The 23,954-nt window shown below is 63.8% G+C and carries 19 protein-coding genes; 13 read left to right on the top strand and 6 right to left on the bottom strand.

Annotation, left to right across the window (positions count from 1 at the left end):
• Window positions 1-112 precede the first annotated feature (112 nt).
• Window positions 113-1,018 (top strand): LysR family transcriptional regulator, encoded by a 906-nt coding sequence (locus X742_RS157960; RefSeq protein ID WP_023771774.1) that lies wholly within the window; start codon window positions 113-115, stop codon window positions 1,016-1,018.
• Between the two features lie 62 nt (window positions 1,019-1,080).
• On the opposite strand, the gene X742_RS157965 is transcribed toward X742_RS157960, so the two are convergent.
• The 4 genes from X742_RS157965 to X742_RS157980 form a co-directional block, all read right to left on the bottom strand.
• Window positions 1,081-2,130 (bottom strand): aldo/keto reductase, encoded by a 1,050-nt coding sequence (locus X742_RS157965; RefSeq protein WP_023771773.1) that lies wholly within the window; start codon window positions 2,128-2,130, stop codon window positions 1,081-1,083.
• Between the two features lie 155 nt (window positions 2,131-2,285).
• The gene (locus X742_RS157970) at window positions 2,286-2,687 is read right to left on the bottom strand and encodes a type II toxin-antitoxin system VapC family toxin (RefSeq protein WP_023771772.1); all 402 of its coding nucleotides are present in this window, start codon (window positions 2,685-2,687) and stop codon (window positions 2,286-2,288) included.
• A complete protein-coding gene (locus X742_RS157975; RefSeq protein WP_023771771.1) occupies window positions 2,687-2,941 on the bottom strand; it encodes a type II toxin-antitoxin system Phd/YefM family antitoxin in 255 nt (84 codons plus the stop codon). The genes X742_RS157970 and X742_RS157975 overlap by 1 nt, the downstream gene beginning before the upstream one ends.
• Before the next feature lie 67 nt (window positions 2,942-3,008).
• Window positions 3,009-3,671: a YggS family pyridoxal phosphate-dependent enzyme gene (locus X742_RS157980; protein ID WP_023771770.1), complete on the bottom strand. Its 663-nt coding sequence runs from the start codon at window positions 3,669-3,671 to the stop codon at window positions 3,009-3,011.
• A 153-nt stretch (window positions 3,672-3,824) separates the two neighbouring features.
• Here X742_RS157980 and leuS point away from each other — a divergent pair, with 153 nt between their 5' ends.
• The 3 genes from leuS to X742_RS157995 all read left to right on the top strand — a co-directional run bounded on the left by leuS (window position 3,825) and on the right by X742_RS157995 (window position 9,745).
• A complete protein-coding gene (gene leuS, locus X742_RS157985) occupies window positions 3,825-6,449 on the top strand; it encodes a leucine--tRNA ligase (protein WP_023771769.1) in 2,625 nt (874 codons plus the stop codon).
• Entirely contained in the window at window positions 6,436-7,014 is a 579-nt protein-coding gene (lptE, locus tag X742_RS157990; RefSeq protein ID WP_023771768.1) for an LPS assembly lipoprotein LptE, read from the top strand. Before leuS ends, lptE begins: the two co-directional genes overlap by 14 nt.
• Window positions 7,015-7,288: 274 nt before the next feature.
• On the top strand, window positions 7,289-9,745 hold the full coding sequence (locus tag X742_RS157995; RefSeq protein ID WP_023771767.1) for a DNA translocase FtsK: 2,457 nt from the start codon (window positions 7,289-7,291) through the stop codon (window positions 9,743-9,745).
• A gap of 67 nt (window positions 9,746-9,812) precedes the next feature.
• Here X742_RS157995 and fsa read toward each other — a convergent pair whose 3' ends face one another.
• Complete coding sequence (gene fsa / locus X742_RS158000; protein WP_023771766.1) at window positions 9,813-10,469, bottom strand: fructose-6-phosphate aldolase; 657 nt, start codon at window positions 10,467-10,469, stop codon at window positions 9,813-9,815.
• A 2,424-nt stretch (window positions 10,470-12,893) separates the two neighbouring features.
• On the opposite strand from fsa, the gene X742_RS158005 reads away from it, so the two are divergent.
• From X742_RS158005 to X742_RS158035, 7 genes are all read left to right on the top strand, one after another.
• Window positions 12,894-13,589: an aspartate/glutamate racemase family protein gene (locus X742_RS158005; protein ID WP_023771765.1), complete on the top strand. Its 696-nt coding sequence runs from the start codon at window positions 12,894-12,896 to the stop codon at window positions 13,587-13,589.
• Window positions 13,590-13,685: 96 nt separating this feature from the next.
• The gene (locus X742_RS158010) at window positions 13,686-14,081 is read left to right on the top strand and encodes a DUF4345 family protein (protein WP_023771764.1); all 396 of its coding nucleotides are present in this window, start codon (window positions 13,686-13,688) and stop codon (window positions 14,079-14,081) included.
• A 246-nt stretch (window positions 14,082-14,327) separates the two neighbouring features.
• Window positions 14,328-14,888 carry a F0F1 ATP synthase subunit delta gene (locus tag X742_RS158015; RefSeq protein ID WP_023771763.1) on the top strand — a complete coding sequence of 187 codons (561 nt, stop codon included), beginning with the start codon at window positions 14,328-14,330 and terminating at the stop codon, window positions 14,886-14,888.
• Window positions 14,888-16,417: a F0F1 ATP synthase subunit alpha gene (atpA, locus tag X742_RS158020; protein ID WP_015315171.1), complete on the top strand. Its 1,530-nt coding sequence runs from the start codon at window positions 14,888-14,890 to the stop codon at window positions 16,415-16,417. Before X742_RS158015 ends, atpA begins: the two co-directional genes overlap by 1 nt.
• Before the next feature lie 46 nt (window positions 16,418-16,463).
• On the top strand, window positions 16,464-17,348 hold the full coding sequence (locus X742_RS158025) for a F0F1 ATP synthase subunit gamma (RefSeq protein WP_023771762.1): 885 nt from the start codon (window positions 16,464-16,466) through the stop codon (window positions 17,346-17,348).
• Window positions 17,349-17,418: 70 nt separating this feature from the next.
• The gene (gene atpD, locus X742_RS158030) at window positions 17,419-19,011 is read left to right on the top strand and encodes a F0F1 ATP synthase subunit beta (RefSeq protein ID WP_023771761.1); all 1,593 of its coding nucleotides are present in this window, start codon (window positions 17,419-17,421) and stop codon (window positions 19,009-19,011) included.
• A 111-nt stretch (window positions 19,012-19,122) separates the two neighbouring features.
• Window positions 19,123-19,530, top strand: a complete 408-nt coding sequence (locus tag X742_RS158035; protein ID WP_023771760.1) for a F0F1 ATP synthase subunit epsilon — start codon at window positions 19,123-19,125, stop codon at window positions 19,528-19,530.
• Window positions 19,531-19,642: 112 nt separating this feature from the next.
• Here X742_RS158035 and X742_RS158040 read toward each other — a convergent pair whose 3' ends face one another.
• A complete protein-coding gene (locus X742_RS158040; RefSeq protein WP_023771759.1) occupies window positions 19,643-21,175 on the bottom strand; it encodes a mannitol dehydrogenase family protein in 1,533 nt (510 codons plus the stop codon).
• A 301-nt stretch (window positions 21,176-21,476) separates the two neighbouring features.
• Between X742_RS158040 and uxaC the strand changes: the two genes are divergently transcribed.
• A complete protein-coding gene (gene uxaC / locus X742_RS158045) occupies window positions 21,477-22,889 on the top strand; it encodes a glucuronate isomerase (RefSeq protein WP_031247835.1) in 1,413 nt (470 codons plus the stop codon).
• Between the two features lie 33 nt (window positions 22,890-22,922).
• On the top strand, window positions 22,923-23,900 hold the full coding sequence (locus tag X742_RS158050) for a TRAP transporter substrate-binding protein (RefSeq protein WP_023771757.1): 978 nt from the start codon (window positions 22,923-22,925) through the stop codon (window positions 23,898-23,900).
• Window positions 23,901-23,954: the final 54 nt, after the last annotated feature.

The following is a 23,954-nucleotide window of genomic DNA, read 5'->3' as shown; positions in this document are numbered from 1 at the left end:
CCATGTGTCGGCAAAGGAACGCTCAGTCCGCGCCCTGGCCCGGAAGATCGTGATCCGCCATGTTGTGAACCAGACTTGCCCAAGGCATACTTCTTGTGAAATAGATTCACAGATGGCCAGGCCCGAAATCAACCGTTCCGGCGAGATCGAAGTCTTCGTGCGCGTCGTCGAGGCAGGCAGTTTTTCGGCCGCGGCGCGGCGGTTGCGGATGACGCCATCGGCGGTGAGCAAGCTGATAGCGCGGCTCGAAACCCGGCTTGGGGCGCGGCTTGTCAGCCGCTCGACGCGCAAACTCCAGCTCACGCCGGAAGGGACGGCGTTCTACGACAGCGGCGTGCGCGTGCTCGCCGACATGGATAAGGCCGAGCGAGAAGCCGCGGCAGGAGCCGCGCCGCGCGGCAGGCTGAGGGTTAACAGCTACGTGCCGTTCGGCCAACACCGGCTGATGGACCTGCTGCCGCGCTTTCTGGAGCGCTATCCCGAAATTTTCGTCGAGGCTGTGCTGACCGACAGCGTGATCGACCTGCTGGAAGAGCGGGCCGACGTCGCGATCCGCGCCGGGCCGCTGCGCGAATCGAGGCTGGTGGCGCGCAAGCTCGGTCAAAGCCGAATGGTGGTGGTCGCGGCACCTTCCTATCTCGAAGCACACGGCACGCCGCGCACGCTGTCCGATCTCGGGCGTCACAACATGCTCGCTTTCGGTTTCGCGCGGCATATCGACGGCTGGCCCTTTATCGATACGGCAGGCGCGCCGGTGATCACCCCGGTTGTCGGAAACCTGACGTTGACCGATGGCGAGGCGATGCGCCAAACGACCGTCGCCGGGGCCGGCATTGCCCGACTGGCGCGCTGGCATGTCGAGCCCGACATTGCCGCCGGCCGGCTGGTGCCGCTGCTGGAAGATTTCAACCCCGGCGACGAAGAGCCGACGCATGCCGTCTATGTCGGCCAGGGCAAACACCTGCCGGCACGTGTGCGGGCTTTTCTCGACTTTCTTGCCGAGACCGTTCGGCTGTAATCGAAGCCGCGCGTCGATGCGACGCGCGGCGTTGAAAAGGACTGGCTTGCCAGCGGTACGAGTTATGCCTTCGGCACGAAAGGCGCCGGACGACGGCCGGCGCCCTGGCGTTCGACCATCCAGCCGGGATATTCGGCGGGTAGTGCGCTCACTTCGTCAAGCTTGGCGAGATCGTCGGCATCGAGCTTGAGGCTGGTGGCGGCAAGGTTCTGCTCGAGCTGGTCCATGCGGCTGGCGCCGATGATCACGCTCATCACGAAAGGCTTGGCCAGGACATAGCCGAGCGCCACGGTCGCGACGCCGACATCATGCTTCTCGGCGACCTCGCGCATGACGGCGACCGCCGCCCAGGCACGCTCCTCGTTGACCGGCGGGAAGTTGAAGGACGCGCGGCGGCCCTCGCCATTGCCCGGCGCGCCGGGCCCGTATTTGCCGGAAAGCAGCCCGCCGGCCATCGGCGACCACACCATCAGGCCGAGCTTCTCCTCGTTGATCAGCGGCACGATCTCGCGTTCGAGGTCGCGGCCGGCGATCGAATAATAGGACTGGATAGTTTCGAAGCGGGCAAAGCCCTTGCGGTCAGCGATGCCTAGCGCCTTGGCGATGCGCCAGGCCTGCCAGTTGGAGACACCGACATAGCGGACCTTGCCGCTGCAGACGAGATCATCAAGTGCCCGCAGTGTCTCGTCGATCGGCGTCACCGCGTCGGTGCCGTGCAACTGATAGAGATCGATATGGTCGAGCTGCAGCCGCTCCAAGCTGGCGTCGACCGAATCCATGATATGGCCGCGCGAGGAGCCGCGCTGGTTTGGTCCCTCACCCACGGCGCCGTGGACCTTGGTGGCGATGACTACGTTTGACCGGGCAACACCGAGATCCCTAAGCGACTGACCAAGCAGACGTTCGGACCCACCGACGGAATAGACGTCGGCCGTGTCGAAGAAGTTGACGCCGACGGCGATCGAGCGGCCGACGATCTCGTTGACGCCCTTCTGGTCGAGGCTGGCGATCAGGCCCCATTGGGTGTTTTGGCCGGCGGCGCCGAAGGTCATGGTGCCGAGGCAAAGTTCGGAGACGAATAACCCCGTGTTTCCAAGCTGATTGTAACGCATCTGAGACTCCAAGAGGCTGTGTGGCGACATCAAAGCAAATGGGAACGGTACGTTTCGTTTCAAGTGCTGGTATAGCGCTGGTATAATGGCGCTTGTGGATCAGGCCCAGCGATATGCCATGGCGAAAATGGCGCGCTCCGGGCAGATAGGGACGCTTAGACGGCCCAGGGGTTGAGCACCGTCAAGCCAATGTCTTCAAAGTCGGCGACATTGCGAGTCACCAGAATGAGATCATGGACAAGTGCGGTTGCCGCGATGAGCGTGTCAGCGCTGCCTCGTGTTCGGCCGGCGGTGATGCGGCCCCAAGTGAGTGCCACATCTTCCGTGACAGCAAGAATACGGTCGGCGTTGTCATGCCGAAGCTCCCGTAGCCAGAGATCGAGGCGTGCCGCCTTTCCGGGGTCGACCTTGCCCAGCTTGACGATCCCACGCTCGATCTCACCAAGGGTAATGACGCTGAGGTTCACTGATGTTGGATCCACCGAAGCCAGCCATTCAGTCGGCCTGGGTTGCTGCCTCCGCAGATCGGAAATAATGTTCGTGTCGAGCAGATACATCAGAGATCGACGTTCCGGATCATCGTTTCCGGACGCCGGTTGACCTCCTCGGCGAAATCATCGTCCCAAACCGGACCTGTCAAAAGATATTCGGCCAAGGATTTCTTCTTTCCAGCCAGGCGGTCGTAATCCTCGGCGGAGAGTACCACCGCGGCACGCTCGCCGCGCAGCGTTACCGTCTGCGGTCCCTCGCTGCGCGCGCGTTGGACCAGCTTGGAGAAATTGTTTTTTGCGTCCTGAAGGTGCCAGTTCATGGAATGCTCCTAGCTAGCCTGGCTAGATATAGTATTGACGCATGACGCGGCAAGCTTGAAATTCGGGCTACCGGCTTCCAAAAATCGCCGAACCCACCCTGACGCTGGTGGCGCCAAAGGCGATCGCGGTCTCGTAGTCGCCGGACATGCCCATCGACAGCTTGGCGACACCGGCTTCCTCGCCGAGTTTCTCCAACAAGGCGAAGTGGGGGCCGGGGTTCTCGTCCGCGGGCGGGATGCACATCAGGCCTTCGATGCCGAGGCCGTGCACTTCCCGGCAGCGTCTGACGAAGGCGACCGCCTCGCGCGGTTCGATGCCGGCTTTCTGCGGTTCGGAACCGGTGTTCACCTGGACATAGAGTTTTGGCGCACGGCCTTGCCGGATAATTTCCTTGGCGAGCTCCACGGCGATCTTGTCGCGGTCAACCGTCTCGATGACCTCGAACAGCGCCACCGCTTCCTTCGCCTTGTTCGACTGCAGCGGGCCGATCAGGTGCAGTTCGATGTCGGGGAAAGCTTCCTTCAGGTCAGGCCATTTGCCTTGCGCTTCCTGCACGCGGTTTTCGCCGAAGACGCGCTGGCCGGCCTCGATGACCGGGCCTATGTCGGCGGCGTCGAAGGTCTTGGAGACCGCCACCAGCGTCACCGCGCCGGCTTCACGGCCCGCCTCCCGCTCGGCGGCGGCGATCTTCGCCTTGACCGTGAAAAACTGCTGAACGGTGTCGCCCATATGCAAATCCCGCTGTTTTGACCCGCGTTTTTGTCAGCCGCGATGTCCATATGGTTGACGGGTTTGCCAAACCATGGTGAACACCCGGACCACATTTCATGAACTGCCGGGCTCTTGCCCGCAGTCCGCATGCTTTTAAGTGAAAAACGTCCCATGGCAACCGAACGATACAACCCGCGCGCGTCAGAACCCAAATGGCAGAAGGCCTGGGCCGAGAAGAAGCTTTTCGAAGCGCACAATGACGATCCGCGCCCGAAATACTACGTGCTGGAAATGTTCCCCTATCCGTCGGGTCGCATCCATATCGGCCATACCCGCAATTACACGATGGGCGACGTGGTGGCCCGCTACAAGCGCGCCAAGGGTTTCAACGTGCTGCACCCGATGGGCTGGGACGCCTTCGGCATGCCGGCTGAGAACGCCGCGATGCAGAACAAGGTGCATCCCAAGGAATGGACCTACCAGAACATCGCCGCCATGCGCGAGCAGCTCAAGGTGATGGGCCTGTCGCTGGACTGGGCGCGCGAATTCGCCACGTGCGACGTCGACTACTACCACCGCCAGCAGATGCTGTTCCTCGACTTCGTCGAGAAGGGGCTGGTGACGCGCAAATCCTCCAAGGTCAACTGGGATCCGGAGGACATGACGGTGCTCGCCAACGAGCAGGTCATCGACGGGCGCGGCTGGCGCTCCGGCGCGCTGGTGGAACAGCGCGAGCTGACGCAATGGTTCTTCAAGATCACCGACTTTGCCCAAGACTTGCTGGATTCGTTGGACGGTCTCGACGAGTGGCCCGAAAAAGTGAAGCTGATGCAGCAGAACTGGATCGGCCGTTCGGAAGGCCTGCTGATCCGTTGGCCGCTGGCCTCGGAAATCGCCGGCGAGCATGAGCTGGAAGTCTACACGACAAGGCCCGACACCATTTTCGGTGCCTCGTTCATGGCAATCGCCGCCGATCATCCGCTGGCCAAGAAGGCCGCGGAGACCAATCCGGCCCTGGCGAAGTTCATTGACGAAGTACGCCATATGGGCACTTCGGTGGCGGCGCTCGAGACGGCCGAGAAGAAAGGCTTCGACACCGGCATCCGCGTTGTCCATCCTTTCGACGATAGTTGGACGCTGCCTGTCTACGTCGCCAATTTCGTGCTGATGGAATACGGCACCGGCGCCATCTTCGGCTGCCCGGCGCATGACCAGCGCGACCTCGATTTCGCCAACAAATACGGCCTGCCGGTGGTGCCAGTGGTGATGCCTGACGGAGCCGATCCCAAGACGTTCCAGATCGTCGACGAGGCCTATGTCGACGATGGCGCGATGATCAATTCGCGCTTCCTCGACGGCATGCCGCCGGACAGCGCTTTCGATGAAGTCGCCAGGCTGCTGGAGCAAAAGACCATCGGCAACCGGCCGATGGCCGAGCGCAAGGTGAATTTCCGCCTGCGCGACTGGGGCATTTCGCGCCAGCGCTACTGGGGCTGCCCGATCCCGATGATCCATTGCGAGGATTGCGGTGTGGTGCCGGTGCCGAAGGCCGATCTGCCGGTCAAGCTGCCCGACGATGTCGATTTCGACCGGCCAGGCAATCCGCTCGACCGTCACCCGACCTGGCGGCATGTGAAGTGCCCGCAATGCGGCAAGGACGCGCGGCGCGAAACCGACACGATGGATACGTTCGTGGATTCGTCCTGGTATTTTGCCCGCTTCACCGCGCCCTGGGCGCATGAGCCGACCGATCCTAAGGCAGCGAACGAGTGGCTGGCGGTCGACCAATATATTGGCGGCATCGAGCATGCGATCCTGCATCTGCTCTATTCGCGCTTCTTCACCCGCGCCATGCGCGAGACCGGCCATGTTGCCTTGGCCGAGCCGTTCAAGGGCCTGTTCACGCAAGGCATGGTGGTCCACGAAACCTACCGTGTCGGCTCGGCGTCGAATGGGCGCTGGCTGGCGCCGACCGAGGTGCGTCTGGAAGACGTCGACGGCAAGCGCCGCGCCATCGACGTCGCCACCGGCGAGGCGGTCACCATCGGGCCGCTCGAGAAGATGTCGAAGTCGAAGAAGAACACGGTGAGCCCGGAAGACATCACCGATGGCTACGGCGCCGACACGGCGCGCTGGTTCATGCTGTCGGATTCGCCGCCCGAGCGCGATGTCGAGTGGACCGACGACGGTGCCGCCGGCGCGCATCGTTTCATGCAGCGCATCTGGCGGTTGGTGTCGACGGCGGCCGAGACGCTGGCAGGGGTCACGCCCAAGGCGGCCAATGATGGCGAGGCCGGGGCGGTTTCCAAGGCCGCGCACAAGATCCTGAAGGCGGTTGGCGAAGACATCGAGAAGCTCGCCTTCAACCGCGCCATTGCTCGCATCTATGAACTGGCCAACGCGCTGACAGCCCCGCTTAACGAAGTGGCGGAAGGCAAGGCCGTTCCGGCGCTGAAAAGCGCCTGCCGCGAGGCCGTGGAGATCATGGTGCATCTGATCGCGCCCGTGATGCCGCACCTGGCTGAAGAGTGCTGGGAGACGCTGGGCGGCGTCGATCTGGTGGCCGAACGGCCCTGGCCGGTCTTCGATCCGGCGCTGGTCGTGGACAACGAAGTCACCTATCCGGTGCAGGTCAACGGCAAGAAGCGGGGGGATTTGACAATTGCCCGCGACGCGGACCAAGGTGCGGTCGAAAAAGCGGTCTTGGCTCTCGACTTCGTGCAGAAAGCACTTGAAGGTAAGGCTCCGCGCAAGGTGATCATCGTGCCGCAGAGGATCGTCAATGTCGTTGCCTGACCGGGAAAAGACAGAGCTGGGCCGTCTGCTGCGCCGCATCGCGCTTGCCGGCCTCGTCGGGTCGCTGGCGTTCATTTCGGCCTGCCAGGTGCGGCCGCTCTATTCGAGCGCGCCGTTGTCGACGGGCTCGACCGCCAATGCGGAGATGGCATCGATCGCCGTCAAGCCGGTCCGGACGCGCTATGCCCAGCAGGTGCGTAACAATCTGATCTTCGGGTTCGGGCGCGGCGCCGGCGAGCCAGCCTCGCCGCTTTATTCGCTCGACCTCGGCGTGACCGAAGGCGTTGAATCCTCGGCGCTGGTACAGAATGGAACCGATCAAGACGAGCCGACGGCTGGGTCGGTGACACTGACCGCGGGCTACACACTGACCGATGCGAAAACCGGCGCGGTGATCGCCGTCGGCAAGCGGGCGATCACCTCGTCCTTCGACAGGCCGCGTCAGGAGTTTGCCTCCTACCGGGCGCAGATCGACGCCGAGAACCGCGCCGCGCGCGAGCTGGCTGAAGCCCTGCAGCTGTCGATCGCCCAGGATCTGGCCCGGCACGGCAAGGCGGCCAGCTAGCACGGTCGCCGTCTCAAAAGAGGGCCGAACGCCCTCTCTCATTCTCTCGATATCCCTATCCTGTGTCAGGGTGATGGAAACGCGCCGGCAGCCGGGCTTTGGTGCCATGCGAAGCCTGACCGCGGGTTTTCACGTGGCCAGGGTTAGCCCGCTTTTCAGCCAAGCGCTTCGCCGCGAAAGATGTGCCTCGATCGCTCCAGCGACGCTGACAGGAAGCAACTGTTAACCACTCGCTCCCTATTGCTCGGCAGTCGTTTCACAGTGAGTCTTGAGCATGGAAGCCAGGCGTTTTTCTCGGATCAATTCGTTGCACACAGCTGCGCCCGATGACCCCCAAGGAGAGCGTTCCGGCGGCCCGCGCGGCAAGGTCGACGTCCGCCAGTCCGGCGCTTCTTTCCCGCAGGGTGGCGACACCGAAAGCCCTGCCTGGCAAGAGTATTTTTTCCTTGCACCCAATGTGCGTTTTACACGCACGCCGGACTATGAGCCAAAGCACCGCCAACCGCAGGACGAAGTTGCCGGGCAGGACGACCCGCTGGCGCTCCCGACGCAGCAGGTCGGTCCTGGCGTCATGCATCGCGGACCGGCATCGGCCGGGCCCGCTCAGCCGGCGCGTAGCGGGGAGACGGCGAAAGGCGTTGCGCCGGCGGCTCTAAAGGCGCCAGCAACGGCACGAGCGGCCACGCGCCCGGCGCCCGTTGTCGGGAATGGCGCGCCGGTCAAAGCAGCCCCCGCTGAAAAAGCCCGGCGGCCCTATCTTTCGGATCATGCTTTCTTCGAGGGCTTGGCGCCGCTTCTGGTCGACGTGACACCGGCCCGCCAAGTCAGCCCGGTCCCACGTGCACCGGTCACGGCTCCGCCGGTTGCCGCCGTGCGGGCCGGTGACTCCGGACCGGCGGTGGCCGATGTCACCGCCTTGTTCCGTGTCATCGAATGCCTTCCTGGCCAGGTTCCACCCGCCCTGCCGGACGTCTTTCCGGCCAACTCCAACAAGGTCGTGGTCGAGCCGTCCGTCCCGGCAGGCAGGACCGTCCGGCTGGCTCGGACAACGGCCGCGACGGCGCCTGCCGCAGCCAGCGCCGCCCGGGCGCCATTTGCGCAACGTGTGGAGGAAACCAATCTCGCCGTGCGTCCGTCGCTGCCCATGGCTGGCAAGGTTGTGCAGCCGGTGACGGGCGAAGGCTACGAGCTTCCCTCGGAGGAGCTGCTGCAGCAGCCGCCGGAAGGGCAGGGCTTCTACATGTCGCAGGAGCGGCTCGAGCAGAATGCAGATCTCCTGGAAAGCGTGCTGGAGGATTTCGGCGTGCGAGGCGAGATCATCCATGTTCGCCCTGGTCCGGTCGTTACCCTCTACGAGTTCGAGCCGGCGCCCGGCGTCAAATCCTCCCGTGTCATTGGTCTCGCCGACGATATCGCTCGCTCCATGTCGGCGGTCTCGGCGCGCGTCGCCGTGGTGCCCGGCCGCAACGTCATCGGCATCGAGCTGCCGAACGAGACCCGCGAGACCGTCTATTTCCGTGAACTGATCGAATCGCAGGGCTTCCGCAAGACCAGCTGCAAGCTGGCGCTTTGCCTTGGCAAGACGATCGGCGGCGAACCTGTCATCGCCGAGCTGGCGAAGATGCCGCATCTGCTTGTCGCCGGCACCACGGGATCCGGCAAGTCGGTCGCCATCAACACCATGATCCTGTCGCTGCTCTACCGGCTGAAACCGGAAGAATGCCGGCTGATCATGGTCGACCCGAAGATGCTCGAACTGTCGGTCTATTACGGTATCCCGCACCTTCTGACGCCCGTCGTCACCGATCCGAAGAAGGCGGTCACCGCGCTCAAATGGGCGGTGCGCGAGATGGAGGACCGCTATCGCAAGATGGCGCGGCTCGGCGTGCGCAACATCGACGGCTACAACGAGCGCGCCGCCACCGCCCGCGACAAGGGCGAGACGGTCGTCATGACCGTGCAGGCCGGCTTCGAGAAGGGCACCGGCGAGCCGTTGTTCGAACAGCAGGAGATCGACCTCGCGCCGATGCCCTATATCGTCGTCATCGTCGACGAGATGGCCGACCTGATGATGGTCGCCGGCAAGGAGATCGAAGGCGCCATCCAACGCCTGGCGCAGATGGCGCGCGCCGCCGGCATCCACCTGATCATGGCCACGCAGCGGCCTTCCGTCGACGTCATCACCGGCACTATCAAGGCCAACTTCCCGACCCGAATCTCATTCCAGGTCACCTCCAAGATCGACAGCCGCACCATTTTGGGCGAGCAGGGTGCCGAGCAGCTGCTCGGCCAGGGCGACATGCTGCACATGATGGGCGGCGGGCGCATCGCCCGCGTGCACGGCCCCTTCGTGTCCGACGCAGAGGTCGAGCATGTCGTGGCGCATCTGAAGGCGCAGGGCCGCCCGGAATATCTGGAGACCGTTACGGCCGACGAGGATGAAGAGGAAGAGGAAGACGACCAGGGAGCGGTCTTCGACAAGGGAGCCGTTGCCGCGGAGGATGGCGATTCCAGCTATGACGAGGCGGTCAAGGTGGTGTTGCGCGACAAGAAATGTTCGACGTCCTACATCCAGCGCCGCCTCGGCATAGGCTACAACCGCGCCGCTTCACTGGTCGAGCGGATGGAGAAGGAAGGTCTGGTCGGCGCACCGAACCATGTCGGCAAGCGCGAGATCATGGCGGGCAAACGCCAGCCGGCGGCGGTGCCTGACACTGACGACGCGGATTGAGCGGAGGCTGTCATGACGCCAACAAAAAGGCCGGTTGCCCGGCCTTTTTCATTGGAGCTGAATAGTCTCAGCCGATTTTCTGGCCGGTCTTGGCCCAGTCGGCGGTGAACTGCTCCAGACCCTTGTCCGTAAGCGGGTGCTTCACCAATGCCTTCAGTGTCGCCGGCGGTGCGGTCACGACGTCGGCGCCGATGAGCGCCGCCTGCTTGATATGGTTCACCGTGCGCACCGAGGCGACAAGGATCTCGGTCTGGAAATCGTAATTGTCGTAGATCTGGCGGATCTCCTGGATCAGTTCCATGCCGTCCGCGCCGGTATCGTCGACGCGGCCGACGAAAGGCGAGATGAAGGATGCGCCGGCCTTGGCCGCGAGCAGCGCCTGATTGGCCGAGAAGCACAGCGTGACATTGACCATTCGGTTCATCTCGGTGCGGATCGTCTTGCAGGCTCTCAAGCCGTCCAGCGTCAGCGGCACCTTGATGCACACATTGGGCGCGATCTTGGACAGCACCTCGGCCTCGGCCATCATCTGCTTGTACTCGCTCGCCACGACTTCCGCCGAGACCGGACCTTTGACGATGTCGCAGATCTGCTTGGTGACCTCGGCGATCTTGCCGCCGGATTTCAGGATCAGCGACGGATTGGTGGTGACGCCATCGAGCAGCCCCAGATCGTTCAGCTCACGGATATCCTTGACGTCGGCGGTGTCGACAAAAAATTTCATGGCGGGTCTCCTGACGATTTCGTCGTGCTTGGGAAGGCACGTTCAGCCTTGCTCTTTGATCTAGACCAAAGTCGGGGCAAGGTCACGCCTCATGATCGAAGATTCGCCCTTTGTCGCAGCCGCACCGGTGCTGGTGCCGATGCCGGCCGAACGCCCCTACACTTATGCCGTGCCGGCCGGCATGCGGGTGGTGCCGGGCTCGATCGTGCGCGTGCCGCTTGGGCCGCGCCAGGTCGCCGGCATCGTCTGGGACGGCGTGGTCGAGCAGGTCGATGCCAGGAAATTGCGCCCGATCGAACAGGTTTTCGACTGTCCGCCGATCGACCGCGCCATGCGCCGCTTCGTCGACTGGGTGGCGCAATACACGCTGTCGGCGCCGGGCATGGTGGCGCGCATGCTGTTGCGTGCGCCGGAAGCTTTCGATCCCGAACCCTGGATCGAAGGGCTGCAGCGGACACTCGTCATGCCGGATCGGATGACCGATGCGAGGACGCGGGTGCTGGAGACAGCCGAAGGAGGGCTTGCCTGGACGCGCTCGGGGCTGGCGCACGCCGCCGGCGTGTCGTCGACCGTAATCGAGGGGCTGAAAGCGCAAGGCGTGTTCGAAACGGTGATGATCCCGCCGCGCCCTGTGGTGGCCGCACCCGACCCAAGCTATGCCCTGCCGGACCTGATGCCGGACCAGAACGACGCCGCGTCGATGCTGCGCGCCAATGTCGCGGCCGGCGCGTTCAATGTCTCGCTGCTCGATGGTGTTACCGGTTCGGGCAAGACCGAGGTCTATTTCGAGGCGGTGGCCGCCGCGCTCGATCAGGGCAAACAGGTGCTGATCCTGCTGCCGGAAATCGCGCTGACGCATGCTTTCCTCGAACGGTTCCAGGGGCGCTTTGGCGCCAAGCCGGCCGAGTGGCATTCCGACCTGCCGCCCAGGATGCGCGAAAAAGTCTGGCGGCAAGTGGCGGAAGGGGGCGTGCGTGTCGTCGCCGGCGCGCGCTCGGCGCTCTTCCTGCCGTTCAAGCAGCTCGGCCTGATCGTCGTCGACGAGGAGCACGACCCGGCCTACAAGCAGGAAGACCGCGTTTTCTACAATGCGCGCGACATGGCTGTCGTGCGCGGCCATATTGGCGGCTTTCCCATCGTGCTGGCGTCGGCAACGCCTTCGGTCGAGAGCCGGGTCAACGCCAGCCAGGGCCGCTATGCCAGGGCTGTGCTTTCCGCCCGCTTCGCCGAGGCGGCACTTCCCGATCTCAAGTCGATCGACATGCGCCGCGCGCCGCCGGCGCGTGGCGGCTTCCTGTCGCCGGTGCTGATCGACCATATGCGCAAGACGCTGGAGAAGAAGGAGCAATCGCTGCTGTTCCTCAACCGGCGGGGCTATGCGCCGCTGACGCTATGCCGGGTCTGCGGCCACCGTTTCGGCTGCCCGGTGTGCTCGGCCTGGCTGGTCGAACACCGCTTTCGCGGCCAGTTGGTGTGTCATCACTGCGGTCACAATGAGCGCCGGCCGGAAGCCTGCCCCGAATGCGGCACGCTCGACCATCTGGTCGCTTGCGGGCCGGGGGTGGAGCGCATCGCCGAAGAGGTCGTCACGCATTTCCCGGACGCGCGCACCATCGTGCTGTCGTCGGATATCATGGGGGGTGTACGGCGGTTGCGGCTGGAACTGGAGGCTATCGCCAATGGCGAGGCCGATATCGTCATCGGCACGCAACTGGTCGCCAAGGGTCACAATTTCCCGAACATGACGCTGGTCGGCGTCGTCGATGCCGACCTAGGCCTTGCCAATGGCGATCCGCGTGCCGCCGAGCGCACCTTCCAGCTGCTCAGCCAGGTGACCGGCCGTGCCGGCCGCACCGGCAAGAAGAGCCTTGGCCTGCTGCAGACCTTCCAAGATCGGAAGAGCGTCGTGTAGGGAAANGCTGCTCAGCCAGGTGACCGGCCGTGCCGGCCGCACCGGCAAGAAGAGCCTTGGCCTGCTGCAGACCTTCCAGCCCGACCATCCGGTGATGCGGGCGATCGTCTCCGGCGATGCCGAGTCTTTCTACCAGCGCGAGATTTCAGAGCGCGAACGCGCTGCCTTGCCGCCCTTCGGCCGGCTGGCAGGCGTCATCGTCAGCGCGGTGACGCGGGCGGAAGCGGAAGCCCATGCACGCGGCCTGCGCCGCTCCGCACCGGAGGCGTCGGATCTGTTCGTGCTAGGGCCGGCGGAAGCGCCATTATCGTTGCTCGGCGGTCGCCACCGCTTCCGCCTGCTGATCCAGGGCGAACGGCGCGCCGACATGCAGGGGTTCATCCGCACCATGCTGGCCAACGGTCCGAAACAGCGCGGCTCGGTTCGGGTGCAGGTCGACATCGACCCGCAGAGCTTTTTGTAGGAACACAAATTCAGCTCCAGCTGTCACGACGAGAGAAACGGAAGATCTGATGAAAACCTTAGGCCTGCTCGGCGGCATGAGTTGGGAATCGACCGCCATCTACTACCGCCTGCTCAACGAGATCGTGCGCGAGCGGCTGGGCGGCCTGCATTCGGCGAGGCTGCTGCTCTGGTCGTTCGATTTCGCCGAGATTGCCGAACGGCAGCATGATGGCGACTGGGACGGTGCCGGCGCGCTGCTGATCGATGCCGCGCACAAACTTGAGGCCGGCGGTGCGGAGGGCCTGCTTCTGTGCACCAACACCATGCACAGACTGGCCGACCAGGTGCAGGCGGCTGTGTCGATCCCGCTCATCCATATCGCCGACGCAACCGCGGCCACGGTCAGGCAGGCCGGCCTGCGGCGGCCAGCGCTGCTGGCAACGCGGTTCACCATGGAGCAGGACTTCTACAAGGGCCGGCTTGCCGACAAATATGGCTTGTCGCCAGTGGTGCCAAATTCGGCCGGGCGCGACATGGTGCATCGCGTCATCTACGAAGAACTCTGTCAGGGCATCGTCACAGAAGCCTCGAAGGCGGCCTATGTCGCCGAGGCAAACCGCTTGCGCCGCGACGAAGCCGCCGACAGCCTGATCATGGGCTGCACCGAGATCACCATGCTCATCGGCCAGGAGGATTTCGACATTCCGGTTTTCGACACGACGCGCATCCATGCCGAGGCGGCGGTGGAATTCGCACTGAGTTGATGCGCGTCTCCTAAAGTGGCTGAAGCCATCTGGCGCCGGGTCTTTCCTTCGCTAGAATGTCGGTGATTTTCAAAACAGGGCATTTCGAGGGACACGATGGATTTTGCGCTTCCATGGCCGACGAGCCAGGGCGAATGGCTGGCCTGGTCGAGCGCGGTCTTCACCGTGCTGCTCGGCCTTCTGTTTTTCCTGGCGCCGGGGCTGGCGTTCCGTATCCTGCGCCTGCAGGCGAAACCCGAGAAGGCGGCGGCGATCGCCGAGGGGCGCGGCCGCATGTCGGGCTTTTATCTCGGAGTCGGCCTGTGCTGCATCCTGCTCGCGCAGCCGCTGGTCTACATGGCGCTCGGATTTTCATGGCTGTTCACTGCCTTCGGCCGGCTGCTGTCGATGATGTCGGATGGCGCCAATACACCTTTCAATTGGATTTCCATTGTGGTGGAATTGGCGCTCGCGGCCTTGCCGCTCGCCTTTGCCTTCGGCTTTGTGCCCTGAATCCTGGGGTATTCAGGCGCGCGGGACGCTGATCTTTCGCCGGATGCGACAATAGTGCCTGAAAACCATGCGGAACGACGCATTGCGGTCTTAAAATGCCTGTGCTAGACGGCAATCGACTTTCGGCCGGGGATAGCGGAAGCCGCGCCTCCGTGCTTGAAAAAATGCAGTAAGGTCAAAGATTTAGCCAGAGTTTTTGCTCGCGCCAACAATCTGCGGCCTGTCAGACAAGAGAAAAGACGGTCCGTGGCTCAATCGTCATCGCCAATCTCAGGTGTCGCAGAACGCTATGCCGGTTCGCTGTTCGAACTGGCATCGCAGGCAAATTCCGTCGCCAAGGTCGAGGCCGATCTCACCAGTTTCGAGGCCATGCTCGCGGGCAGTGGCGACCTCACCCGGCTGATCAACAGCCCGGTATTCTCCAGCGAGGACCAGGCCAAGGCCATCGGGGCGATCGCCGACAGGGCCGGCATCATCGGTCTGACCGGCAATTTCCTGCGCGTCGTCGCCAAGAACCGCCGCCTGTTCGCGGTGCCCGGCATGATCAAGGCATTCCGCCAGATCGCCGCTGAGCACCGTGGCGAGGCTGCCGCCGAGGTGACGTCGGCTCATGAGCTGACCGCGGCCCAGCAGACCGAACTCAAGGCCGCGCTGAAGGGCGTTGCCGGCAAGGACGTGGCCATTTCCGTCACCGTCGATCCATCGCTGCTCGGCGGGTTGGTGGTCAAGATGGGCTCGCGCCAGATCGATACGTCGCTCAAAACCAAACTCAATTCGCTCAAGCTTGCACTGAAAGAGGTCGGCTGATGGACATCCGCGCCGCGGAAATTTCCGCAATTCTGAAAGATCAGATCAAGAATTTCGGCAAGGAGGCCGAGGTCTCCGAAGTCGGACAGGTGCTGTCCGTCGGTGACGGTATCGCCCGCGTCTATGGCCTCGACAATGTCCAGGCCGGCGAAATGGTCGAATTCCCAGGCGGCATCCGCGGCATGGCGCTCAACCTCGAAGCCGACAATGTCGGCGTCGTCATCTTCGGCGCCGACCGCGACATCAAGGAAGGCGACATCGTCAAGCGCACCGGCGCCATCGTCGACGTTCCTGTCGGCCCCGGCCTGCTCGGCCGCGTCGTCGACGCGCTTGGCAACCCGATCGACGGCAAGGGCCCGATCAAGGCGACCGAACGCAAGCGCGTCGACGTCAAGGCACCAGGCATCATTCCGCGCAAATCGGTCAACGAGCCGATGTCAACCGGCCTCAAGGCCATCGACGCCCTGATCCCGGTCGGCCGCGGCCAGCGCGAGCTGGTCATCGGTGACCGCCAGACCGGCAAGACCGCCATCATCCTCGACACGATGCTCAACCAGAAGTCGGTGCACGATAACGGCCCGGAAAAGGAAAAGCTCTACTGCGTCTACGTCGCCGTCGGCCAGAAGCGTTCGACCGTCGCGCAGTTCGTCAAGGTTCTGGAAGAGCGCGGCGCGCTCGAATACTCGATCATCATCGCCGCCACCGCTTCCGACCCGGCGCCGATGCAGTTCCTGGCGCCGTTCGCCGGCTGCACCATGGGCGAATATTTCCGCGACAACGGCATGCATGCGCTGATCAGCTATGATGATCTGTCGAAGCAGGCCGTCGCTTATCGCCAGATGTCGTTGTTGCTGCGCCGCCCGCCAGGCCGCGAAGCCTATCCCGGCGACGTCTTCTACCTGCACTCGCGCTTGCTCGAGCGCGCCGCGAAGCTCAACGACGATCTGGGCGGCGGATCGCTGACCGCCCTGCCGATCATCGAGACGCAGGCCAACGACGTGTCGGCCTATATCCCGACCAATGTGATCTCGATCACCGACGGCCAGATCTTCCTCGAAACCAACCTGTTCTTCCAGGGCATCCGTCCGGCCGTCAACGTCGGCCTCTCGGTCAGCCGCGTCGGCTCGGCCGCGCAGATCAAAGCGATGAAGCAGGTTGCCGGCTCGATCAAGGGCGAGCTCGCGCAGTACCGCGAAATGGCGGCCTTCGCGCAGTTCGGCTCGGATCTCGATGCCGCCACGCAGCGCCTGCTCAACCGCGGATCGCGCCTGACCGAACTCCTGAAGCAGCCGCAGTTCTCGCCGCTGAAGACGGAAGAGCAGGTCGCGGTGATCTTCGCCGGCGTCAACGGCTATCTCGACAAGCTGCCGGTCAACCAGGTCGGCAAGTTCGAGCACGGCCTGCTCAGCCACATGCGTGCGGCGGGCAAGGACGTTCTCGACGCCATCCGCAAGGAAAAGGCGCTTTCGGACGATCTGCGCGCCAAGCTCAAGGCCGAGATCGACGCCTTCGCCAAGACCTTCGCCTGAGCGAAGCGCCAGTCCGGATGAGACAAGACGGGATCAGGTTTGAAGCATGCCTTCATTAAAAGACCTTCGTAACCGTATCGCCTCGGTCAAGGCGACGCAGAAGATCACCAAGGCGATGCAGATGGTCGCCGCGGCGAAGCTGCGCCGTGCGCAAGAGGCGGCGGAAGCGGCGCGCCCCTATTCGGAGCGCATGGGTTCCGTGCTGGCCAACATCACCCAAGCGATCGGCGGTGGCGGCGATGCGCCGGCGCTGATGACGGGCACCGGTAAGGACGCCGTGCATCTGCTCGTGGTCTGCACCGCCGAGCGCGGCCTGTGCGGCGGTTTCAATTCGCAGATCGCCCGTCTTGCCCGCGATCACATCCGCCGGCTTCTGGCCGATGGCAAGCAGGTCAAGATCATCTGCGTCGGCAAGAAGGGTTTCGACATCCTGCGCCGCGACTATGCATCGATGATCATCGACCGCGTCGATTTGCGCGAGGTCAAGACGCTCGGCTTCGTCAATGCCGACGCGATCGCCAAGAAGGTCATTCATCTGTTCAACGAGGGCGCCTTCGACATCTGCACGCTGTTCTATTCGCAGTTCAAGTCGGTGATCAGCCAGATCCCGACCGCGCAGCAGATCATCCCGGCCGGCGTCGCTTCGGCTCCGGCCGCGGCGGTGGATGGCGGCAGCGCCGTCTATGAATATGAGCCGGAGCCGGGCGAAATCCTCTCCGACCTCATCCCGCGCAACATCTCCGTGCAGGTTTTCCGGGCGCTGCTCGAAAACGCCGCCGGCGAAATGGGCGCCAAGATGAGCGCCATGGACAATGCGACGCGCAACGCCGGCGAGATGATCAACAAGCTGTCGATCACCTACAACCGCCAGCGGCAGGCGCAGATCACCAAGGAACTGATCGAAATTATTTCGGGCGCCGAGGCGCTCTAGGCGCGGTCCGCGGGTGACTTTCCCGCGAACCGGACCGCGTGAGAAACAAAGGACGAAAAGGGTAAAGACGATGGCGAAAGCAGCGACCCCCCAGAAGGCAACTCCGAAGACGGCAGCCCCCAAGGCAGCAGCCCCCGTGAAGGCGGCCAGGGCTCCGGCGGCGGCAAAAGCTGCTCCGGCCAAGGCAGCAGCAGCGCCGGCCAAGGCCGTGGTTGCCAAGACGCAGGCCGTGGTCACGAAAGCCACCGGCGTTGTCGGCAGGGTTCGGCAGGTCATCGGCGCCGTTGTCGACGTGCAATTCGGCGATCACCTGCCGGCGATCCTGAACGCGCTCGAGACGACCAATGTCGGCAACCGCCTGGTGCTCGAAGTTGCCCAGCATCTGGGTGAAAACACCGTGCGCTGCATCGCGATGGACTCCACCGAAGGTCTGGTGCGCGGCCAGGAAGTGCGCGACACCGGCGCTCCGATCACCGTGCCGGTCGGCCCGGGCATGCTCGGCCGCATCATCAACGTCATCGGCGAACCGGTCGACGAAGAAGGCCCGGTCGACGCAATCGAAATGCGCTCGATCCATCAGCCGGCGCCGACCTATGTCGAGCAGTCGACGGAAGCCCAGATCCTGATCACCGGCATCAAGGTGCTCGACCTCTTGGCGCCTTACGCCAAGGGCGGCAAGATCGGCCTGTTCGGCGGCGCCGGCGTCGGCAAGACCGTGCTGATCCAGGAACTGATCAACAACATCGCCAAGGCGCATGGCGGCTACTCGGTGTTCGCCGGCGTCGGCGAGCGCACCCGCGAAGGCAACGATCTCTATCACGAGTTCATCGAATCCGGCGTCAACAAGAAGGGCGGCGGCGAAGGCTCCAAGGCAGCGCTGGTGTACGGCCAGATGAACGAGCCGCCGGGCGCGCGCGCCCGTGTCGGCCTGACCGGCTTGACGGTCGCCGAATATTTCCGCGACCAGGGCCAGGACGTGCTGTTCTTCGTCGACAACATCTTCCGCTTCACGCAGGCGGGTTCCGAAGTGTCGGCGCTGCTCGGCCGCATCCCGTCGGCCGTGGGCTACCAGCCGACGCTCGCCACCGACATGGGCGCGCTTCAGGAACGCATCACCACCACCACCAAGGGCTCGATCACCTCGGTGCAGGCGATCTACGTGCCGGCCGACGACTTGACCGATCCGGCACCGGCGACCTCGTTCGCTCACCTTGACGCGACGACGACGCTCAACCGTTCGATCGCCGAGAAGGGCATCTATCCGGCCGTCGATCCGCTGGACTCGACTTCGCGCATGCTCGACCCGCTGGTCGTCGGCGACGAGCATTATGGCGTCGCCCGCCAGGTGCAGTCGATCCTCCAGCGCTACAAGTCGCTGCAGGACATCATCGCCATCCTCGGCATGGATGAGCTCTCGGAAGAGGACAAGCAGACGGTGGCCCGCGCCCGCAAGATCGAGCGCTTCCTGTCACAGCCCTTCTTCGTCGCCGAAGTGTTCACCGGCGCGCCTGGCAAGCTCGTCGACCTCGCCGACACCATCAAGGGCTTCAAGGGCCTCTGCAACGGCGACTACGACCACCTGCCGGAAGCCGCCTTCTACATGGTCGGCGGCATCGAGGAAGCGGTCGAGAAGGCACAGCGCCTCGCGGCAGAAGCGGCGTAAATCAAGCGAATAGGGAGTAGTGGGCAGCGAGAAGAGAATAGCGGCGTGACCTGGGCGTTTCGTGCTCCCATCACTATCGACTACTCACTATTCCCTACCCGCTAAATTGACATGGCTGAAGCTTTCAAGTTCGAACTGGTTTCGCCGGAACGCCTGCTGGTTTCCGCCGAGGTCGAATCCGTCGTTATTCCAGGCGCCGAAGGCGAGATGACCGTCATGGCTCATCACGCGCCGGTCATGACCACGATCAAGCCGGGTGTCGTCACGGTGAAGAGCGCCTCGGGGAGCGAGGAACGCTATGTCGTGTTCGGCGGCTTCGCCGACATCGTCCCGGCCGGCTGCACGCTGCTGGCGGAATCGGCTGTCGCGGTGAAGGACGTCGACCGCGCCGATCTCACCCGCCGCATCCAGGAAGCCAGGGAAGATGCCGCGGACGCCAAGGACGATCAGTCGCGCAGCAAGGCCGAACAATTCCTTAGCCAGCTCACCACGCTGGAAGGCGCGATCCTGCCGGCCTGAAACTCGTCTCAAGGTGACGGATTGGAGCGGGGCCTTGCCCCGCTTTTTTTGTTTGTCGGGCTATTGTGGCGTGAGAGTTGGTGTGGCGGCGGTGCTGGAGGTGCACGACGAATCAAGGTTCTGTACCGCTCGCGCCTTGCTGTCCTTCAGCTTCTATGCCGAGCGCGGCGAAGGCCAAAGTCGGGCCGTCTCGTCGCAGGTGGACGAGATGGACGGCCACGAGTTCCATCAGCGTCTGGCGCTCGGCGTGATCCCGGGCGAAGCCGGCCATGTCAAACACCGCCGTCACGGTTTCGTTCGCCGGCAGCTGCTGGTCCAAAAGCGCGGTCATCGGCGCATCGAGCGGATCGGTGAAATGGCCTTCCGGCAACGCCTTTCCGCGCGCCGCGCAGGCGGCGATCCAGGCAGCCACCACCAGCGTGAGATGGACCAGCTCGGTGCCGGCTTCGAGGCACTCGACAGCCGAGGCGATAATGCGCTGCGGCAGTTTCTGGCTGCCGTCATTGGCGATCTGCGCCGTGCGGTGGGCAAGTGCCGTGTTTGAAAAACGCTCCGCAAGCTCAGCCGTATACGCTGATGGGTCGAGGCCGGCATCGTCCGGCAACGTTGTTATGGCCTCTTGCCATAGCGCGTCGACGAACCGCCGGATCGCCGGATCGGCGAAGGCGCTGTCGACCGTCGCGTGGCCGCTGAGCAGGCCGAGATAGGCGATGCCCGAATGCGCGCCGTTGAGCAGCCTCAGCTTCATGTCCTCGAAGGGAGCGACATCCCCAACCATGGTGACGCCGAATTTTTCCCAGGCCGGACGGCCCGTCGGGAAATCGTCCTCGATCACCCACTGGCGGAAGGGTTCCGTCATCACCGGCCAGGCGTCGTCGACACCAAGTTCGCCCGCTATCCGCGCCCTGCCGGCATCGGTCGTGGCTGGCACGATGCGGTCGACCATGCTTGACGGAAATGCGACGTGACCGGCGATGTGGTCGGCCATTCCGGCATCGGCCGCCGAACCGGCACCGGCATCGCGCCGCGTGGCGAATTCGATCAGCAGCCGGTGCAAGGTGGCGCCGTTGGCCGGCAGGTTGTCGCAACAAAGCACGGTAAAGGGCGGTGTGCCAGCAGCCAGCCTCCGGGCGAGCGCTTCGGTCAGAAAACCATGCGCCGTCTTCGGTGTTCGCGGGTTGTCAAGGTCGTGGACGATGTCGGCATGCGCCGCGTCCAATCCGCCTCCGGCCGCCCGCAAATAGGCTTTCTCGGTGATCGTCAGCGTCACGATGCGGGTCCGCGGATCGGCCAGCACCGCCAGAACCGCTTCCGGGTCTTCCGGCGCCACCAGCAGCGAGCCGATCGAGCCGATGACATGCAGCTTCTCGCCGCCGCTGCCGCGCACCGCCAAGGTGTATAGCCCGTCCTGCGGCGCCAGCGCGTCGCGCGTATCGGCGCTGCGCAGCGACACGCCTGATATGCCCCAGTCCGTTTCGCCGGCCGCCAGGCATTCATCGATATAAGCGGCCTGGTGGGCGCGGTGAAAGGCGCCGACGCCCAGATGAACGATGCCCGGCGTGATCGCGCCACGATCATATCGAGGCGCGGCGACCTTGACCGGCAATGCCTGCGCCGTGCGGTTGGAAAGGCGGCGGTCTGTCATCAATTCGGCACTCATCTCATGGAACGGTTTGCGGGGTAACACTGACGGCGTCCGCCGACAATGCTTAGCTTCGCTTAGGAGTCATCATACAACANCGACCTTGACCGGCAATGCCTGCGCCGTGCGGTTGGAAAGGCGGCGGTCTGTCATCAATTCGGCACTCATCTCGTGGAACGGTTTGCGGGGTAACACTGACGGCGTCCGCCGACAATGCTTAGCTTCGCTTAGGAGTCATCATACAACAACCAGATTTTTGTATGTTGACATTATTTCTGACCGATCCTACCCATGGAGCCGGAGGATGGCCGTGGCACTGACCAATGCGGATTTGCTGTTTTCAGCCGAGGCGCGTCCGCTGTCGATCGCCCGCGCTCTCTACGCCGGCATCAAGGACCTGCCGATCATCAGTCCTCACGGCCATACCGACCCGCGCTGGTATGCGTTGAACGAGCCGTTCCCCGATCCCGCGCAACTGCTCATCGTGCCGGACCACTATATTTTTCGCATGCTGTTCAGTCAGGGCGTGCGGCTGGAGGCTCTCGGCGTGCCGACCCTCGATGGTGCGCCCGTCGAGACCGACGGCAGGGCGATCTGGCGGCTGTTCGGCGAACACTATTACCTCTTCCGTGGCACGCCGACCCGGTTGTGGTTCGACCATGTCCTTGCGCATCTGTTCGGCATCGAAGAGCCTTTGAGCGCCGCGACCGCCGACCGTCATTACGATACGATCGCAACGCTGCTGCAGTGGGAGAACTTCCGCCCTCGGGCGCTGTTCGAGCGCTTCAACATCGAGGTCATCGCGACGACCGAAGGCGCGCTCGACGATCTCAAATGGCACCAGATGATCCGCGACAGCGGCTGGGAGGGCCGTGTTGTCACCGCCTATCGGCCGGACGCCGTCGTCGATCCGGATTTCGAAGGCTTTTCGGCCAATCTCGATCGGCTCGGCGAGATCACCGGCTGCGACACCGGGACCTGGGCCGGTTATCTCGACGCGCATCGCCAGCGGCGCGCCTTCTTCAGGAGCTTCGGCGCGACGTCGTCGGATCACGGTCATCCGACGGCGGAGACCGCCAATCTTTCCGACGCGGCGGCGCAGGAGCTGTTCAACCGGGTCCGCGCCGGCTCGCAGGATGAGCGCGAGCGAAAATTGTTTCGCGCGCAGATGCTGACCGAGATGGCCAAGATGAGCCGGGACGACGGGCTGGTCATGCAGATCCATCCCGGCTCCATGCGCAATCATTCGGCTTCTGCTTTCCAGAAATTCGGCAGGGACAAGGGTTTCGATATCCCGGCCCGGACCGACTATGTAACGGCATTGAAGCCATTGCTGGACTGCGTCGGGCTGGAGCGTGACCTGACCGTCATCCTGTTCACGCTGGATGAGACCAGCTATGCGCGCGAACTGGCGCCGTTGGCCGGCGTCTATCCGGCGCTGAAGCTCGGGCCGGCCTGGTGGTTCCACGACAGCCCGGAAGGCATGCGCCGGTTCCGCGAGATGACCACCGAGACCGCCGGCTTCTACAACACGGTCGGCTTCAACGACGACACCCGCGCCTTTCCGTCGATCCCGGCCCGCCATGACGTGGCACGGCGGGTCGACTGTGCGTTCCTGGCGCGTCTCGTCGCCGAGCACAGGCTGCGTGAGGAGGAGGCGCATGAACTCGCGAAGGAGCTTGCCTACACGCTTGCCAAGAATGCGTACCGGCTCTGAGCCGGGCGTTTCGATTTTCAATGGGAGGAAGTCATGTTGCATTTTTCGAAATTGACGGCCGCGACATTCGCCATCGGTTCGCTGCTGATCGGCGCTGCCAACGCCGAAACCGTGCTGCGATCCTCGGATACCCATCCAGACGGCTACCCGACCGTCGAGGCGGTCAAGTACATGGGCGACCTGCTCAAGCAGCGCACCGCCGGCCGCTATTCGATCGAGGTCTATCACTCGGCGCAACTCGGCGAGGAAAAGGACACGATCGAGCAGACCCAGGCCGGCGTCATCGACCTCGACCGTGTCTCGATGGGACCGTTCAACGGCATCGTGCCGGAGACCGCCGTGCCGTCGCTGCCCTACATGTTCCGCTCCGTCGAGCACATGCGCCACGTCATGGACGGCGGTGTCGGCGACCAGATCCTGAAGGCCTTCGAGGCGCATGATCTCGTCGGCCTCGCCTTCTACGATTCCGGTGCTCGGTCCTTCTACAACACCAAGAAGGACATTACCTCGATGGCGGACATGAAAGGCATGAAGTTCCGCGTCATCCAGTCCGATGTGTTCGTCGACATGGTCAACGCGCTAGGTGCCAACGCCACGCCGATGGCCTATGGCGAAGTCTATTCGGCGCTGCAGACCGGCGTCATCGACGGCGCCGAAAACAACTGGCCGAGCTTCGAATCCGCCAAGCACTACGAAGTGGCCAAGCATTACACGATGGACGAACACCAGATCGTGCCGGAAGTGCTGGTCATGTCGAAGGCAAGCTGGGACAAGCTCTCGCCCGAAGACCAGGCGATCGTGCGTCAGGCAGCCAAGGACAGCGTCGTCAAGATGCGCGAACTGTGGGACGCGCAGGAGAAGAAGTCGCGCGGCATCGTCGAGGCCGCGGGCGTCAAGGTCAGCCAGATCGACAAGCAGCCGCTGATCGACGCGATGAAGCCCGTCTACGACAAGTACTTGTCGACGCCTGAATTGAAGGACCTGGCCGCCCGCATACAGGCCGAGAAATGAACGGCAGGGGCAATGGATCGAGCGGCGCGGAGACCTCCGCGCTGCCTTCGGACG

The sequence above is a fragment of the Mesorhizobium sp. LNHC229A00 genome (genome assembly GCF_000502415.1).
Classification (GTDB): domain Bacteria; phylum Pseudomonadota; class Alphaproteobacteria; order Rhizobiales; family Rhizobiaceae; genus Mesorhizobium.
The sequence above is the reverse complement of the archived record's forward strand: the minus strand, read 5'-3'. Positions and strand labels throughout refer to the sequence as shown.